Below are 15,773 nucleotides of genomic sequence, written 5' to 3' on the forward strand. Positions count from 1 at the left end.
CGCATGACTTATGACCTGTATATCGGGGACCGCCTGTTTTCCAGCTGGTCCATGCGTGGATGGCTGATGCTGGAAAAATTCGGCCTGCCTTATCGAAGCCATTTGATTGGTCTGTATTCCGGCACAATGGACGAAGACATGAAATCTCTGGCTCCGGCACGGCTTGTGCCGGCCTTGCGTTTGCCGGACGGAACTGTGGTTGGTGAAAGCCTGGCCATGGCCGAGACGCTGGTTGAACGGCACCCCGAGGCAGGCTTGTGGCCCAACGAACCGGCGGCCCGCGCAACCGCGCGCTGGCTTTGCACAGAAATGGTGTCGGGTTTTTCGGCGTTACGCAGCCAATGCCCGATGCAACTGCTTCACTGCTGGGTGGGTTTTGACCCTTCGCCCGAGACCCTGTCAGACCTGAAGCGCATCGACACATTGTGGGATCACGCCCGTTCGGTGTCCGGTGCGGCTTCGGGTCCGTTGTTCGGCGCATATTCTCTGGCAGATGTTTTCTATACACCAGTTGCGGCCCGCATCATTGGCTATGGGCTGCCGGTGTCATCGGCGAGCCGCGACTATTGTCTGGAGCTGCTCTCGGACCCTTGCGTAAGGCAATGGCGGGCCATGGGGTTGACCGTGCAGTACGATCCTTTTCCTTACGCGCAGAACCTTTCTTCAATCCCGTGGCCCATCGGCGGGTTTTCACAGGCGAGGCCAGTTGCAAGCGGCCCCTCCGCCAATGAAAACTGTCCCTATTCCGGCAAAGTAGCCACCCACTTCCTGGAGCTTGACGGCGCAAGTTGGGGGTTCTGCAACGCGTTTTGTCGGGACAAGACGGTCGCCGACCCCGAAGCATGGCCGAAATTCAAGGCGATGGTCGGGAAATGAACACCGCCGTTAACCATTCCTAAACCGCAACCATGGCAGCAACGTCCTGTTAACCAAAAACAGGAAGACAATGGTTGCCCGCGCCCACACTGTCGCATTTCAAGGGGTTGATGCCCGTCCGGTCGAAGTTCAGTGCGCCGTTTCACCGGGGTTGCCAGCCTTTTCGATCGTAGGCCTGCCGGACAAAGCCGTGTCCGAAGCGCGCGATCGTGTGCGCAGCGCCCTCAGTTCCATGGCCATCGCCCTGCCGTCCAAACGGATCACCATCAACCTGTCGCCCGCCGATTTACCGAAAGAGGGCAGCCATTTCGACCTGCCCATTGCCGTGGCCCTGCTGTCGGCGCTGGAGATCATTCCTGCCGATGCCGCGGAAGGCACAGTTGCGCTGGGCGAGCTGTCCCTGGATGGATCGCTGGTCCCCGTCGTCGGCGCCTTGCCTGCGGCCATGACCGCCGCTGCCGAGGATCGTTCCCTGTTGTGCCCCAAAGCCTCAAGCGCCGAAGCGGCCTGGGTTGATGCTACGCAAGTGATCGGCGCCGAATCTCTGGGCGATGTGGTCCGGCATTTCTCGGGTCAGTCGCCATTGCCGGTCGCGCAGCCCGGCGAAGTGACACTTGCGCCCATTACGCGAGACCTGCGCGATGTGAAGGGGCAGGAACGCGCCAAACGGGCGCTGGAAATTGCTGCGGCGGGGCGACACCACCTGATCATGATCGGCACACCGGGATCGGGCAAATCAATGCTGGCCGCCCGGTTGCCCGGTATCCTGCCACCGCTGACAGCGGTCGAAGCACTGGAAACCTCGATGATTCAGTCCCTGTGCGGCTTGCTGGACGAAGGCGGCATCAACCGCAGCCGCCCCTTTCGCGAACCGCACCACACCGCTTCGATGGCGGCCATCGTCGGCGGCGGAAAGGGCGCCAAACCCGGTGAGATTTCGCTGGCCCATAACGGGGTTCTGTTCATGGATGAATTCCCCGAGTTTCCGCGCACCGTGCTGGAAACTTTGCGCCAGCCAATCGAAACCGGCGAGGTCATGGTCGCCCGCGCGAATGCGCATGTGAAATACCCTTGCCGGTTCATGCTGGTTGCGGCCGCAAACCCATGCAAATGCGGCTATCTGAGCGATCCTGCGCGTGCCTGTTCGCGGGTTCCGATGTGTGGCGAGGATTACCTGGGGCGCATTTCCGGTCCTTTGATGGATCGTTTTGACCTGCGAATCGAAGTTCCTCCGGTCGGGTTTACCGATCTGGATCTGCCGCCGTCAGGTGACAGTTCGGCTGTGGTTGCAGCGCGCGTGGAACGGGCGCGTGGCATTCAGGCAGCGCGATTTCAGGGCACCCCGTTGGTGCGTCAAAACGCTGATATCGAGGGGGCGTTGCTGGAGGAAGTTGCCGCGCCGGGCGCCGAAGGCAGGGAGTTGCTGTTGAAGGCGGCCGAACGGTTTGGACTGTCAGCCCGCGCGTTCCACCGTATCCTGCGCGTTGCGCGCACGATTGCGGATCTCGACGGCGCGCCTGACATCCGCAAACCCCATGTCGCCGAAGCGCTGAGCTTTCGCATCAGCGCCCGGGCGATGGCCTAGAGCTTTGCTTCAATTGCATCCCAGATTTTGCCTGCGACGTTGACCCCGTCGAACCGTTCCAGTTCCTGAATGCCGGTGGGCGAGGTGACGTTGATCTCAGTCAGGTAGTCGCCGATCACGTCGATGCCGACAAACACCTGGCCTTTTTCCTTCAGCAGCGGACCGATCTTGGCGCAGATTTCAAGATCCCGGTCGGACAAGCCGATCTTTTCTGGCCGGCCGCCAACATGCATGTTGGACCGTGTCTCGCCCTTTGCTGGAACGCGGTTGATGGCACCAACCGGTTCCCCGTCCACCAGAATCACGCGTTTGTCGCCGTTTTGGACATCGGGCAGGAATTTCTGCACGATCAGAGGTTCACGCGAAAAGCCCGTGAAAAGTTCATGCAGCGAGGTCAGGTTGCGGTCATTGGTATCCAGGCGGAACACACCGGCGCCGCCGTTGCCGTAGAGCGGCTTCAGGATGATGTCGCCATGTTTTTCCTTGAAGGTTTTGATTGTCTCCAGATCCCGCGCGATTGTGGTTGGCGGGGTCAGATCGGGAAAATCCAGAACCAGCAGTTTTTCCGGGTAGTTGCGCACCCAGAAGGGATCATTCACCACAAGGGCATGCCCGTTCAGCCGGTCCAGCAGGTGCGTGGAGGTGATATAGTGCATGTCGAACGGAGGGTCCTGCCGCAGCCAGATCACGTCGAAATCGGCCAGATCCACTTCGCGTTCTGGCCCCAGAACCGCCGGATCGCCGGGAACGCGCTGTACCGTCATGTCCCGGCCAAGCGCTGTAATGCGACCTTCCTGATAAGCAAGCTGATCGGGTCCGTAGAAAAACAACTGATGTCCGCGGGCCTGTGCCTCTTCTGCCAGCCTGAACGAACTGTCTGCATTGATGTCCACGGTCCCGATTGGGTCCATCTGAAAGGCGATTTTCATGGCGTATCCCTCGTTTTCTCGCCTGATACATGGCGCAGAGGGGCAGGGGGTTCAATGGCGATCAAACCTGACCGAAGGCGTTTTCGATGATTTGAACCGCTCCGCTCGCGTCGACCAGAGCCGCGTCAAATCGGACATTCGTCAGCTGCCCATTGGGTTCATGCTCCAGAAACTGGGCTGCGGAGGTGTAGATTCGGCTGATCTGGCGGCGGCTGATCCGCGCTGCGGCCTTTTCAAAACTGCTGCTTTTCTTGACTTCGATGAACACGACGCCGTCCGCATCGCGTGCAATCAGGTCGATCTCACCACCGGCCCCGCGCCAACGACGGTGAGTGATTGTGAAACCACGTCGTTCATAATCAGCTGCAACGCACAGTTCCGCAGACTGACCCGCGTGGTAGGAAACTGACCCCCTGACCGAACGACTGGCCATTTCACTCCTTCCCGAGTTTCAGAGCCTTCTGATAGAGGGGGCGGCGCGGCAGTTTGAACATCTGCGAGACAAGATCAGCCGCGTCCCGAACCGAATGGGTTTCCAAGGCTCTTTTCAGAGCCTCTTCTACGTCAGAGTCCTTAACGTTTTGCGAATGGCCGCGATCAACCAGCAAGACAACTTCGCCCTTTACGGTTTCGCCGCGATAGGCTTCGGCCAGATCGCCAAGCGTGCCGCGCCGGACCTCTTCAAATTTCTTGGTCAGTTCGCGGCACAGCGCGGCCTGACGGTCGGGTCCAAGACCCTCGGCCAGATCGGACAGGCTGGCGGCGACGCGCTTTGGTGATTCGTAGAACACCAGCGTACCGGGTATGTCGCGCAGCGCCTCTATCCGGCTGCGGCGCGCGCCCGAGGCATTGGGAAGAAAGCCTGCAAAAAAGAACGCATCCGTGGGCAAACCGGCAAGCGTCAAGGCCATCAGGGCCGCAGAAGGTCCCGGGGCACAGGTCACGGAATGCCCGGCCTCGGCCGCCTGTCGTCCAAGATCGTAGCCGGGGTCGGCAATCAGCGGCATCCCGGCTTCGGATGCGTAGGCCACCGACAATCCCTGCGCCAGGGCGTCCAGGATTTTCTGGCGCGCGCCTGCACTGCTGTGGTCGTGGTAGGCCTGGATACGCCGCCCTTCCAAGGGGATTCCATGAATCTCCATCAGGCGCCGCAGGCTGCGGGTGTCTTCGGCGGCGATCATGTCAACCGAGGCCAGTACATCCAGCGCCCTGAGCGTGATGTCGCGCGCCGTTCCGATCGGAGTGGCAACAAAATACAATCCCGCGCCTAATCTGACCTTCTGGAAATTCAAAGCTGGACCCTCACTGCATGACGTTTATTATCGCGGCTCAATAGAATAGCAGCGTTCCAAGCCGCCGGATCAGGGAGTTTTCATTTAGATGTTTACCGTTTGCAAGCCCGTTCGCAAGTTGGCGAAATCCGCCGTTGTCCTCGCCACTGCCGCGCTTCTGGCCGCTTGTGAGCCCGGCGGTCTGGGTGGGGGTCCTTCGATCAACGCATCCAAACCGGTGCCTGTCGCCCTGCTGGTTCCACGCGGATCGGCGCAATCGGGGGATGCGGCATTGGCCCAAAGCCTTGAAAACGCCGCCCGTCTGGCCATGGCTGATCTTCAGAATGTGCAGATTGATCTTCGGGTTTATGACACTGCAGGAAACGCGGGTATCGCCGGCACGGTGGCCAAACAGGCCGTGGATGACGGTGCGAAGATCATCATCGGCCCGGTTTACGCGCAGGCAGCCAATGCCGCCGGTTTGGCCGTTCTGGACAAAAGCATCAATGTTCTGTCCTTTTCCAACAACACCAGCGTCGCCGGTGGAAACGTGTTTGTGCTAGGACCGACCTTTGAAAACACGGCTGGTCGGCTGGTGAATTACGCGGCCCAGCAGGGCAAAACCGGAATGGTCGTCGTTCACAGTAACGATGGGGCAGGTCAGCAGGGCCAAACCGCAATTATTTCAGCCCTCAGCACAAGCCGGGTCAACAATGCGGGTTCGGTTGGATTTGACCGCTCGCAGCAGGGCGTCATCGGCTCGGTTCCCACGATTAAGGCGACGGTCGACGCAACCGGGGCCGATTCGATCTTTCTGACGGCGACCACCGCCGGTGCCTTGCCGCTGTTCAGCCAGTTGCTGCCCGAGGCCGGCATTTCCCCGGCCACGACGCAATTCATCGGGCTGACACGCTGGGATATTCCGCCGCAAACACTGGAATTGCCGGGTGTGCAGGGCGGCTGGTTTGCCTTGCCGGATCCGGCAAAGGCACAAGCCTATCGCCAGCGGTACAATGCGACCTATGGCGAGGCACCGCACCCGATCAGCGGTTTGGCCTATGATGGCATCGCGGCCATCGGCGCATTGGTCGGGCAGGGAAAATCGGACGCGCTGACAGGTGCCGCGCTTACTCAGAATGCTGGGTTTCAGGGCGTTGGCGGCATCTTCCGTCTGCGATCGAACGGAACAAATGAACGTGGTCTGGCGGTTGCCACGATCCAGAACAAACAGGTGGTTGTGATTGACCCTGCTCCACAAAGCTTTGCAGGCGCCGGTCTCTGAGCCCGAAGGCAGCCTGATCTGCCCGGCAAACGAGATTTTTGACAGTGAGGGCGTCAGTGCCCGTTTGTCCGAAGCCTTCGATAACTGCAATGACAATGCTGAAATGCGCGCGGAAACCGTGCGCGTTTTGCGTGATGCGCAGAAGGCCGGACGCATGGCCATCGCCAATGCGTTTGCGGAGCAACCCTTTGCCGCGCGACCACTGACGCGATCGTACACCTACCTGACGGACCAGTTGGTCGGAACCGCGATGCTGGTCTCCGGCCGGTATCTTCACCCGTTGGCAAATCCGACCCAGGGTGAAAAGATCGCAGTTCTGGCGGTCGGAGGGTATGGCCGCGGTGAAATGGCCCCGTCATCCGACGTCGATCTGCTGTTTCTGACCCCCTACAAGATCACCGCCTGGGCCGAGAGCGTGATCGAATCCATGCTCTACATCCTTTGGGATCTGCGATTGAAGGTCGGGCATTCATCGCGCACGATCCGGGATTGCCTGCGTTTGGGCGCGGATGATTTCACGATCCGCACTTCGATGCTCGAGCAGCGGTACCTTGCCGGGGACAGGGAATTGGCGACGGGGCTGGAAGAGCGCCTGAAAGCCGACCTGTTCAAGGGCAGCGAGCGTGAATTCATCGAAGCCAAGTTGCAGGAGCGGGACGCACGACACCTCAAGCAAGGGCAGCGATATATGGTCGAGCCCAATGTGAAAGAGGGTAAAGGCGGTCTGCGCGATTTGCAGTCATTGTACTGGATCGCCAAGTACATCTATGGTGTTCACGACGTGGCCGAGCTTGTTCCGCTTGGCTTGTTTACACCTGATGAATTCAAGGGCTTTGTCGAGGCCGAGGAGTTCCTTTGGGCTGTCCGGTCGCATCTGCATCTGATCACGGGTCGCGCGACCGAGCAGCTGACCTTTGATCTGCAGGTCGAGGTTGCCGACCGCATGGGCTATCAGGACCGCGCCGGTCGGCGAGCGGTCGAGGTGTTCATGCAGCGCTATTTCCGCGAAGCAACGCGGGTCGGAGAACTGACGCGGATCTTTCTGACCAAGCTGGAGGCCGCGCATGTAAAAGGTGCGCCGCTGCTGGAACGCATCTTTCGCCGCCGCCGCCGTGTCAAATCAGGCTACACGGTGGTGCATGGCCGTCTGGATGTTGGTGACCCGGACAAGTTTCTGTCCGACAAACTGAACCTGCTGCGTCTGTTTGAGGAGGGGTTGCGGACCGGGATGCTGATCCACCCGGATGCAATGCGCCTGGTCACGGCCAACCTGCATCTGATCGACGATGAAATGCGCAATGACAAAGAGGCGCAGCGCATCTTCCTCGACCTGATGCTGAAACACGGCAACCCGGAACGCGCCCTGCGCCGGATGAACGAGCTTGGTGTGTTGTCGGCCTTCCTGCCCGAGTTCGAGCCTATCGTGGCGATGATGCAGTTCAATATGTATCACAGCTATACGGTGGACGAGCACACCATACAGTGCATCGTCAACCTGGCGCAGATCGAACGCGGAGAGTTGGTTGAATCGCTGCCGCTGGCCTCGTCGATCCTGAAAGGGGGCGTCAATCGCAAGGTTCTGTATGTGGCGCTGCTGTTGCATGACATTGCCAAGGGGCGGCCTGAAGATCACTCGATTCTCGGCGCCCAGATGGCCCGCAAGATTGCGCCGCGTCTCGGGTTGAACAAGTCAGACACCGAAACGGTCGAATGGCTTGTGCGTTATCACCTGCTGATGTCGGACATGGCACAAAAACGCGATATCTCCGACCCGCGCACGGTGCGCGATTTTGCCAAGGCGGTGCAGACAGTCAAACGGCTGGACCTTCTGACGGTGCTGACGGTTTGTGACATTCGCGGCGTCGGCCCAGATACATGGAACAACTGGAAGGCCACCCTGTTGCGCGCGCTGCATGCCGAAACAAAACGCGCGCTGGAAACGGGGATGGAGGATCTGAACCGGGCCAACCGCGGGGCCGAGGCCAAGAAGGCGCTGCGAGTTGCGCTGGACGACTGGTCCAAGGCCGACCTAAAAACCGAAACCGGACGGCACTACGATCCTTACTGGCAAGGTCTCAATCTTTCGACCCACATCGAATTTGCCGAGATGCTTCAGGCCTTGGAAACCAGCGGCGACCCCGGAGCGATGGAAATCCGCCTGCACCCGGACGAAGACCGCGATGCCACCCGCGCCTGTTTCGCCATGGGCGATCACCCCGGAATTTTCGCGCGGATTGCCGGCGCGCTGGCGCTGGTCGGGGCCAACGTCGTGGATGCACGCAGTTATACGACCAAGGACGGCTATGTGACCGATGCGTTCTGGATACAGGATGCCGAAGGCCACCCGTTTGAAGCCAGCCGCCTGCCGCGCCTGACCCAGATGATCCACAAAACCCTCAAGGGTGAGGTGGTGGCGCGCGATGCGCTGAAATCGCGGGACAAGATCAAAAAACGCGAACGCGCCTTCAACGTTCCGACTCACATCATGTTCGACAATGACGGGTCTGAAATTTACACGATCATCGAGGTCGATACCCGCGACCGCCCCGGTTTGCTGTTCGACCTGACCCGAACCCTAGCGGCATCCAACGTGTATATCGCCAATGCTGTGATCGCGACCTACGGCGAACAGGTGGTCGACACCTTCTATGTCAAGGATATGTTCGGGTTGAAATACTATTCGGAAAGCAAACAGCGCGGGCTGGAAGCCAAGCTGCGCAAAGCGATCACCGAAGGCGCCGAGCGCGCGGCCTCATGAAGCAGATCCGCCTGTTTTCGGGCCTGTTCACGGTCGGCTTCTGGACGCTTGCCAGCCGCATCCTTGGATTTCTGCGCGAAATCCTTCTGGCGGCCTATATTGGTCCGGGACCGGTCATGGATGCATTTGTCGCTGCCTTCCGCCTGCCCAACATGTTCCGCCGCTTCTTCGCCGAAGGCGCGTTCAACGCAGCGTTTGTTCCGATGTTCTCAAAGCGCCTTGAGGGCGGCGAGAACGCACAAGAGTTTGCGCAGGACGCCTTCAACCTGCTGGCGTTGGCTGTGTTGGCGCTGGTCGGCCTCGCCATGGTCTTCATGCCCGCGCTGGTCTGGGTCACGGCCGAGGGCTTCTATGGCGACGAACGTTTCGATCTGGCGGTGGACTATGGGTATATCGTCTTTCCCTACATCCTATTCATGTCGCTGGCCGCCTTGTTTTCGGGTGTCCTGAACGCGACGGGCCGGTTTGCCGCCGCTGCGGCCGCGCCGGTGTTGCTGAACATCTTTGCCTGTTCGGCCCTTATTCTTGGTGCTGTATCCGGTGGCGAAGTCATCCGCTGGCTGCTGGCGGTCATTCCGGCGGCCGGTGTCGCACAGTTGGCGCTGGTCTGGGTCGCAACCGAGCGCGCAGGTATCCGTATTCGTCCCGGGCTTCCCAAGCTCAGCCCTGAGATGCGCAATCTGGTTCGTGTCGCGGTTCCTGCTGCTTTGGCGATGGGCGTGACGCAGGTCAACCTGGTGGTGGGCCAGTTGGTGGCGTCGAAAACCGAAAAAGCCGTCAGCTGGCTGTTTGCGGCAGACCGGTTGTACCAATTGCCATTGGGTGTGGTGGGCATCGCTGTGGGCATCGTGCTGCTGCCCGATCTTTCGCGCCGCATGCGCGCGGACGACAAGGACGGTGCGCGCAACGCCTTCTCCCGTGCGGGCGAATTCACGCTGCTTCTGACCATCCCATCGACCGTGGCGTTTGTGATCATTCCCACGCCACTGGTGTCGGTGCTGTTCGAGCGGGGCCAGTTCGGCCCCGAAGACACAGCCGCCACGGCGCTGGCCGTTGCGATTTACGGGGTCGGTCTGCCGGCCTTCATGCTGCAAAAGCTGCTGCAACCGCTGTTCTTCGCCCGGGAAAACACCCGCACGCCGTTTCACTACGCGGTGGTGGCCATGATCGTGAATGCTGCCCTGGCCTTTGGCCTGTATCCGGTGGTGGGCTGGATCGCGCCCGCCATTGCGGCTTCGGCTGCCGGGTGGGCGATGGTGGCGCTACTGGCCATCGGCGCACGCCGGATGGGGGAAGAGGCCCGCTTTGACGCCCGCTTCAAGCGCCGTGCATGGCGGATCGTCGCGGCCTCGGTTGGAATGGGCGTTGTGTTGTTTGTTGCGCTGCACCTGTTCGGCTGGGTCTTTGCCCTGCCCGGATGGCGTTATCCGGCCCTGTTCCTGCTGATTGCGATTGCCGCGATCACCTATTTCGCGCTGGGCCACCTGTTGCGGGCTTTTGAAGTATCGGAATTCAGGCGCGCCTTGCGCCGGTCCTGATCCGTCAGTCGCGCCGGATGCGCCCGACAATCCGGGCCCATCCGCCCGGGGCCAAAAAGAATGACAGGCCAAAGCCGGTGGCAAACCCGCCCAGATCGGCGACCCATTCGGACGTGCCGCCAAACAGCAGGCCGAACAGCAGTTGGATGCCCATCAGCACGGCAATCAGGCTGAAAGCGCGTGACTGGTTTTCGCCGACCAGCGACAGTTTGCGCCACAGCAGCCAGGTGAACGCGCCGATCAGACCGTAGACCGGTGGGAACCCGCCGACCAACGGGTAGCGGGGATCCAGGATCAGCGCATAGGCCAGTGCACCGCCGACACCTGACAGCACAAAGATCAACAGCATGGGAAAGCCGCCAAACACCTCGGCCACCATTTTGCCCATGGCCAGCACGAACACGCAGACAAAAATGGCCTGCGTGAAATTGGCCGAGACAAAGGGATAGGTCACGAACCGGATAACATGTTCGAAGGGCCACCGCCCGTTTTGAACCATCCAGTCGAATATGTCCGGCGAGAAGGCATAGCTTTGCAGCGCGTCCAGCCGCCATCCGACAGCCGAAGGTCCGCCGACGATCCCGCGCGTACCAAGGGAAAACGCCAGTTCGATACCCATGATGAACAACACCAGCGCCACAACGACAGGCGGCAGAGGGTTCACGGCAGGTGTATATTGTTCGCTGCTCATTGGGCGGGCCTTTCGCGGCTGTTGACGTCCCTTGACCTCATGGGTAAGCGACGGGGGCTGATTTTTCCAGACGGGAGTTCCCTTCGATGACCGAAACTCAATTCACGCCGCGCGTGTTTTCCGGCATCCAGCCTTCGGGAAACCTGCACCTTGGCAACTACCTGGGTGCGCTCAAGCGTTTTGTGGATATGCAGGGCCCTGAGTTCGAAACCATCTATTGCATGGTCGACCTGCACGCGATCACCGTCTGGCAAGACCCGGAGCGTCTGCGCGAAAAGACCCGCGAAGTCTGCGCGGGTTTCATCGCCGCCGGTCTTGATCCGGAAAAGTCGATCCTTTTCAACCAGAGCCAAGTGGCCGAACACACGCAGCTTGCGTGGATCTTCAACTGTATCGCCCGGATGGGTTGGATGCAGCGGATGACGCAATTCAAGGACAAGGCGGGCAAGAATGCGCAAAACGCTTCGCTGGGTCTGTTTGCCTATCCTGCGCTGATGGCGGCGGACATTCTGACCTATCACGCAACCCATGTGCCTGTGGGAGAGGATCAGAAACAGCATCTGGAACTGACCCGTGACATCGCGATCAAGTTCAATCACGACTATGGGGTGGATTTCTTTCCTGTGACCAAACCGGTCATCGGTGGTGCTGCGCCGCGCGTGATGAACCTGCGCGACGGAACGCGCAAGATGTCGTCTTCGGATCCGTCCGACATGACCCGGATCAACATGACCGATGACGCCGACGCGATCGCCAAGAAGATTCGCAAGGCCAAGACAGACCCGGATGCGCTGCCGTCCGAGATCGACGGGCTGGCAGAACGCCCGGAGGCGCGCAATCTGGTGAACATCTATGCCGCCCTCAGCGACCAGACTGCCGAGCAGGTTCTGGCCGAAGCAGGCGGCAAGCAGTTTGGCGAGTTCAAACCGATGCTGGCCGAACTGGCGGTGTCGAAGCTGGCGCCGATCTCGTCCGAGATGGCCCGACTGATGGGCGAAGAGGCCGAGATCGACCAGATTTTGGCACGGGGCGCAGAGAAGGCGCGCGCGATTGCAGCTCCGATCCTGCAGCAGACCTACGAAATCGTGGGCATGGTCGGCGCCAAACAGGGCTGATTACGCTGGACGTTGCCTCAACGCCTTCCTAGGTTTGCCATAAGCTAGGGAGGGCGCCATGGCAGTCGGCAAGAATATCCGTACCTATTTCGAGGGTCAGTGGCATGACGGGGATGCCCCGATCATGCGCGCGGCCGATCACGGTGCTTGGCTGGGATCGGCCGTCTTTGATGGGGCGCGGTATTTTGATGGCATGGCCCCGGATCTTGAGGCGCATTGTGCCCGCGTGAATCGCTCGGCCGAGGCGCTTATGCTGACGCCATTCGTAACCACTGATCAAATGATCGGGATTGTCCTCGAGGGGTTGGAAGGCTATAGCCCCGATGCCGCTGTCTATATCCGTCCGATGTACTGGGGTATTGATGGCGACGCGACCGCGATCGTTCCGCAGGAAAACAGCACCGGTTTCGCGGTCTGCCTGGAAGAAATTCCGATGGCGCCCGAGACTGCCTCGGCAACGCTGGGCACCACACGATTCCGTCGCCCGGTATTGGAATCCGCAGTCGTGAATGCCAAGGCCGGCTGTCTTTACCCCAACAACGCCCGGATGTTGCAGGAGGTGCGCGGAAAAGGGTTTTCAAATGCGCTTGTCACCGACGCCCTTGGACATGTGGCGGAAACCGCAACGGCCAACATTTTCATGGTTCGCGACGGCGAGGTGTTCACACCCACCCCAAATGGAACCTTTTTGGCCGGGATCACGCGCGCCCGTCATATCAAGAACCTGAGGGCGGACGGCGTCACTGTGCACGAAGCCATCCTGAGCTTTGATGACTTCCACAACGCTGACGAAGTGTTCATGACCGGGAACATGAACAAGGTCACACCGGTCACGGCACTGGAAGATACCCGGTATCAGGTCGGCCCGATTTCCCGCCGCGCCCGTGAGTTGTATTGGGACTGGGCCGCCAGCAACCGCTAACACGTCAATGCGGCGCGCTTCCGAGTTGCCAGTATCCCCACTGTCGGGCATGATCCCGGAAACAAAAGAGGATACAAATGCGTAAGTTCCTGGTCATACTTGACGACAGCCGCGAATGCCTGAATGCCATGCGTTTCGCGGCAATGCGTGCGGCGCATACCGGCGGAGGGGTAACGGTTCTGTCGGTCATCCCTCCGGATGAGTTCAACCACTGGATCGGTGTGGCGGAAGTCATGCGGGAAGAAGCGCGCGAGCGCATTCACGCACATTTCGAGGTGTTTGCGAAATGGATGCGCGACAAGCAGGGTATCGAACCCGAACTGGCCATCCGCGAAGGCGATCCGGTGCCGCAGATCATTGAACATGTCCAGTCGGACCCTGAAATCGGGGTACTTGTTCTGGGTGCGGGGGTTGAAAAGAAAGGGCCCGGTCCGCTGGTGACGCAACTCACACGCAATTCCGGCAGTCTTCCGATCCCGATCACCATCGTGCCCGGGGATCTGAGCAAGGAAAAGCTGGAAGCTATTACCTGAGGCCCCAACATGACCCGCCGTATTCAATTCTGGTTCGAATTTGCTTCGACCTATTCCTATCTCAGTGCGATGCGGGTTGAACAGGTGGCGGCGCAAAAAGGGGTTGCCGTGGATTGGCAGCCCTTTCTTCTGGGTCCGATTTTCGCGGCGCAGGGATGGGACAATTCTCCGTTCAATATCTATCCCGCCAAAGGGCGCTACATGTGGCGTGATATGGAACGTCTGTGCAAAAAGCGCGGGTTGGCTTTCGTGCATCCGAACCCATTTCCCCAAAACGGAGTTCTGGCCGCCCGGCTGGTTCTGGCCATCGAGGATCAGGACCAAAAAGCGGCATTTGTGCGCGCTGTGTACCAAGCAGAATTTGCCGACGGGCGCACAATCTCGGACGAAAGCGTGCTGGCTGATTGTCTTGTCGTTGCCGGGTTGCGCAGCGATATGATTGCGCGATCAAAGGATCCGGCTATCAAGGAAGCTTTGTTCGAACAGTCCAAGCGCGCTCAGGCCCTGGACCTGTTCGGGGCGCCCAGTTTTGTAGCAGGCGACGAGCTGTTCTGGGGGGATGACCGGCTGGAGGATGCGGTCGATTTTGCCAGTATGATTTAGAATCGTTCCAAATCTTGACTTCCACGGCGCCTGCCCGCATATCAGGTACAACCCAACCGGAGCCGCGCCATGTTCATTCAAACCGAATCGACGCCCAACCCTGCAACATTGAAATTCCTGCCCGGTCAAACCGTTCTGGAAGCGGGTACGGCAGACTTCCCGACCGCCGAAGCTGCCGAGAAGTCACCTTTGGCCAAGCGGATCTTTGAGGTGAACGGCGTTACCGGAGTTTTCTTCGGCAATGATTTTGTAACAGCCACGAAGTCTGACGACGTGCAGTGGGATCACATCAAGCCCGCAATTCTGGGCGCGGTGATGGAACACTACCAGTCCGGTCAGCCGGTTATGGGCGCAGACGCCGCAACCGCTTCGGGGCACGCCGAACATACCGGCGAGGACGCGGAAATCGTCAATCAGATCAAAGACCTGCTGGACAGCCGCGTGCGTCCGGCCGTGGCACAGGATGGTGGGGACATCACCTTTCACGGCTTTGACCGCGGTGTCGTATATCTGCATATGCAAGGCGCCTGTGCGGGCTGCCCATCGTCGACCCTGACCCTGAAAATGGGGATCGAGAACCTGCTGCGTCACTACATCCCCGAAGTGACCGAGGTGCGCCCGGTTGCCGTCTGATCCGATCATACTGGCATTCGACACATCGGCCGCGCATTGCGCGGCCGCTTTGTTGCGGGACGGTGAAATCGTGACCTCCTGCGCTGAACCCATGACGCGCGGCCAGGCGGAACGCCTGATGCCTCTGCTGCACGAGGTTCTGGCCCTGGGCGGGCGTACTTGGGCGGATTTGGATGCGATCGGCGTTGGCATAGGTCCGGGCAATTTCACCGGAATCCGAATCTCGGTTTCTGCCGCACGCGGTTTGGCGCTGGGCCTGGGAATTCCGGCCGTCGGCGTGACGGGATTCGATGCCCTGGCCGAATTTGCGCCTCAGGGCAGCATCCCTGCGATTCGCGCGCCGCGAGAGCAGGTTTATGTTTCCTTGCATGATTCTGACCCGGAACTGATTGGCCAAGAGACGGCAGAAACGTTTGGAGCCCTGGTTCTGAACGACAACGCGGATTTGCAAGCCCGCGCGATTGCCCGGATTACGTCGCGTCGCTGGCAGTCTGTATCAGAGGCACCAGCGCCGCTCTATATCCGTGCGGCCGATGCGGCCCCATCGAAAGATCTGCCTCCGGTGTTGCTGGACGAATGAAACCGCAGGATCTTGCAAGGACGCATGCCGCGGCTTTTACCCGAGCCCGCCCGTGGAGCGCCCAGGAGTTTTGTGATCTTCTGGAAAACAGATTCACGCATGTTGTTGGAAATGAAAGATCATTTGCCGTCATTCAGGTTATTGCCGATCAGGCGGAGCTTTTGACGATTGCAACTCACCCGGCCTATCAAAGGCAGGGTCTTGCAAGGCAATGCATGAAAGACTGGCACAACAAGGCAAAAAAACTGGGTGCCACTCATACTTTTCTAGACGTAGCGGCCGACAATTTGCCGGCAATTTCCCTCTATCAGAGCTGTGGTTACAAGGTCTGCGGTCTGCGTAAGGGGTATTACCTTCATGAAAACAATCAGAAGCTCGATGCAATCCAAATGGAATGCCGCCTGATCTGAAGGCAGGCAAGTTTTTTACCGATTGGTCAAATTAGTGGTTGACCATG

General features: G+C 59.7%; 16 protein-coding genes. 12 read left to right on the plus strand and 4 right to left on the minus strand.

Features of this window, described 5'->3' with window-relative positions; all coding sequences use genetic code 11:
- The first annotated feature begins 3 nt into the window (after positions 1 to 3).
- Both ACR0CG_RS19670 and ACR0CG_RS19675 read left to right on the plus strand, forming a co-directional pair.
- Positions 4 to 876: a glutathione S-transferase N-terminal domain-containing protein gene (locus ACR0CG_RS19670; protein WP_480526996.1), complete on the plus strand. Its 873-nt coding sequence runs from the start codon at positions 4 to 6 to the stop codon at positions 874 to 876.
- 70 nt (positions 877 to 946) lie between these two features.
- Positions 947 to 2,461, plus strand: a complete 1,515-nt coding sequence (locus tag ACR0CG_RS19675; RefSeq protein WP_480526997.1) for a YifB family Mg chelatase-like AAA ATPase — start codon at positions 947 to 949, stop codon at positions 2,459 to 2,461.
- On the opposite strand, the gene gshB is transcribed toward ACR0CG_RS19675, so the two are convergent.
- From gshB to rsmI, 3 genes are all read right to left on the minus strand, one after another.
- Positions 2,458 to 3,390, minus strand: coding sequence for a glutathione synthase (gene gshB / locus ACR0CG_RS19680; RefSeq protein WP_170805755.1), 933 nt, complete (start codon positions 3,388 to 3,390; stop codon positions 2,458 to 2,460). The genes ACR0CG_RS19675 and gshB overlap by 4 nt on opposite strands.
- Before the next feature lie 61 nt (positions 3,391 to 3,451).
- On the minus strand, positions 3,452 to 3,823 hold the full coding sequence (locus ACR0CG_RS19685) for a YraN family protein (protein WP_480526999.1): 372 nt from the start codon (positions 3,821 to 3,823) through the stop codon (positions 3,452 to 3,454).
- A 1-nt stretch (position 3,824) separates the two neighbouring features.
- Positions 3,825 to 4,682 carry a 16S rRNA (cytidine(1402)-2'-O)-methyltransferase gene (gene rsmI, locus ACR0CG_RS19690; RefSeq protein ID WP_480527001.1) on the minus strand — a complete coding sequence of 286 codons (858 nt, stop codon included), beginning with the start codon at positions 4,680 to 4,682 and terminating at the stop codon, positions 3,825 to 3,827.
- An 88-nt stretch (positions 4,683 to 4,770) separates the two neighbouring features.
- Between rsmI and ACR0CG_RS19695 the strand changes: the two genes are divergently transcribed.
- The 3 genes from ACR0CG_RS19695 to murJ are packed head-to-tail and all read left to right on the plus strand — an operon-like array spanning position 4,771 to position 10,239.
- The gene (locus tag ACR0CG_RS19695; protein WP_170681842.1) at positions 4,771 to 5,943 is read left to right on the plus strand and encodes a penicillin-binding protein activator; all 1,173 of its coding nucleotides are present in this window, start codon (positions 4,771 to 4,773) and stop codon (positions 5,941 to 5,943) included.
- Entirely contained in the window at positions 5,903 to 8,701 is a 2,799-nt protein-coding gene (locus ACR0CG_RS19700; protein ID WP_170805758.1) for a [protein-PII] uridylyltransferase, read from the plus strand. Before ACR0CG_RS19695 ends, ACR0CG_RS19700 begins: the two co-directional genes overlap by 41 nt.
- Complete coding sequence (gene murJ, locus ACR0CG_RS19705) at positions 8,698 to 10,239, plus strand: murein biosynthesis integral membrane protein MurJ (RefSeq protein WP_480527002.1); 1,542 nt, start codon at positions 8,698 to 8,700, stop codon at positions 10,237 to 10,239. Before ACR0CG_RS19700 ends, murJ begins: the two co-directional genes overlap by 4 nt.
- A gap of 4 nt (positions 10,240 to 10,243) precedes the next feature.
- Here murJ and ACR0CG_RS19710 read toward each other — a convergent pair whose 3' ends face one another.
- Positions 10,244 to 10,930 (minus strand): rhomboid family intramembrane serine protease, encoded by a 687-nt coding sequence (locus ACR0CG_RS19710; protein WP_480527004.1) that lies wholly within the window; start codon positions 10,928 to 10,930, stop codon positions 10,244 to 10,246.
- Positions 10,931 to 11,016: 86 nt separating this feature from the next.
- On the opposite strand from ACR0CG_RS19710, the gene trpS reads away from it, so the two are divergent.
- The 7 genes from trpS (at position 11,017) to ACR0CG_RS19745 (ending at position 15,726) form a co-directional block, all read left to right on the plus strand.
- The gene (gene trpS, locus ACR0CG_RS19715; protein ID WP_480527005.1) at positions 11,017 to 12,045 is read left to right on the plus strand and encodes a tryptophan--tRNA ligase; all 1,029 of its coding nucleotides are present in this window, start codon (positions 11,017 to 11,019) and stop codon (positions 12,043 to 12,045) included.
- A 58-nt stretch (positions 12,046 to 12,103) separates the two neighbouring features.
- Positions 12,104 to 12,967, plus strand: coding sequence for a branched-chain amino acid aminotransferase (locus ACR0CG_RS19720; RefSeq protein WP_480527007.1), 864 nt, complete (start codon positions 12,104 to 12,106; stop codon positions 12,965 to 12,967).
- 77 nt (positions 12,968 to 13,044) lie between these two features.
- On the plus strand, positions 13,045 to 13,500 hold the full coding sequence (locus ACR0CG_RS19725; protein WP_170615682.1) for a universal stress protein: 456 nt from the start codon (positions 13,045 to 13,047) through the stop codon (positions 13,498 to 13,500).
- A gap of 9 nt (positions 13,501 to 13,509) precedes the next feature.
- Complete coding sequence (locus ACR0CG_RS19730) at positions 13,510 to 14,103, plus strand: DsbA family protein (RefSeq protein WP_480527009.1); 594 nt, start codon at positions 13,510 to 13,512, stop codon at positions 14,101 to 14,103.
- Positions 14,104 to 14,172: 69 nt separating this feature from the next.
- Positions 14,173 to 14,736, plus strand: a complete 564-nt coding sequence (locus tag ACR0CG_RS19735; RefSeq protein ID WP_480527011.1) for a NifU family protein — start codon at positions 14,173 to 14,175, stop codon at positions 14,734 to 14,736.
- Positions 14,726 to 15,316: a tRNA (adenosine(37)-N6)-threonylcarbamoyltransferase complex dimerization subunit type 1 TsaB gene (gene tsaB, locus ACR0CG_RS19740; RefSeq protein ID WP_480527013.1), complete on the plus strand. Its 591-nt coding sequence runs from the start codon at positions 14,726 to 14,728 to the stop codon at positions 15,314 to 15,316. Before ACR0CG_RS19735 ends, tsaB begins: the two co-directional genes overlap by 11 nt.
- On the plus strand, positions 15,313 to 15,726 hold the full coding sequence (locus tag ACR0CG_RS19745; RefSeq protein WP_170681849.1) for a GNAT family N-acetyltransferase: 414 nt from the start codon (positions 15,313 to 15,315) through the stop codon (positions 15,724 to 15,726). Before tsaB ends, ACR0CG_RS19745 begins: the two co-directional genes overlap by 4 nt.
- The last annotated feature ends 47 nt before the right edge of the window (positions 15,727 to 15,773 follow it).

This window comes from Ruegeria sp. AB8 (assembly GCF_056542605.1).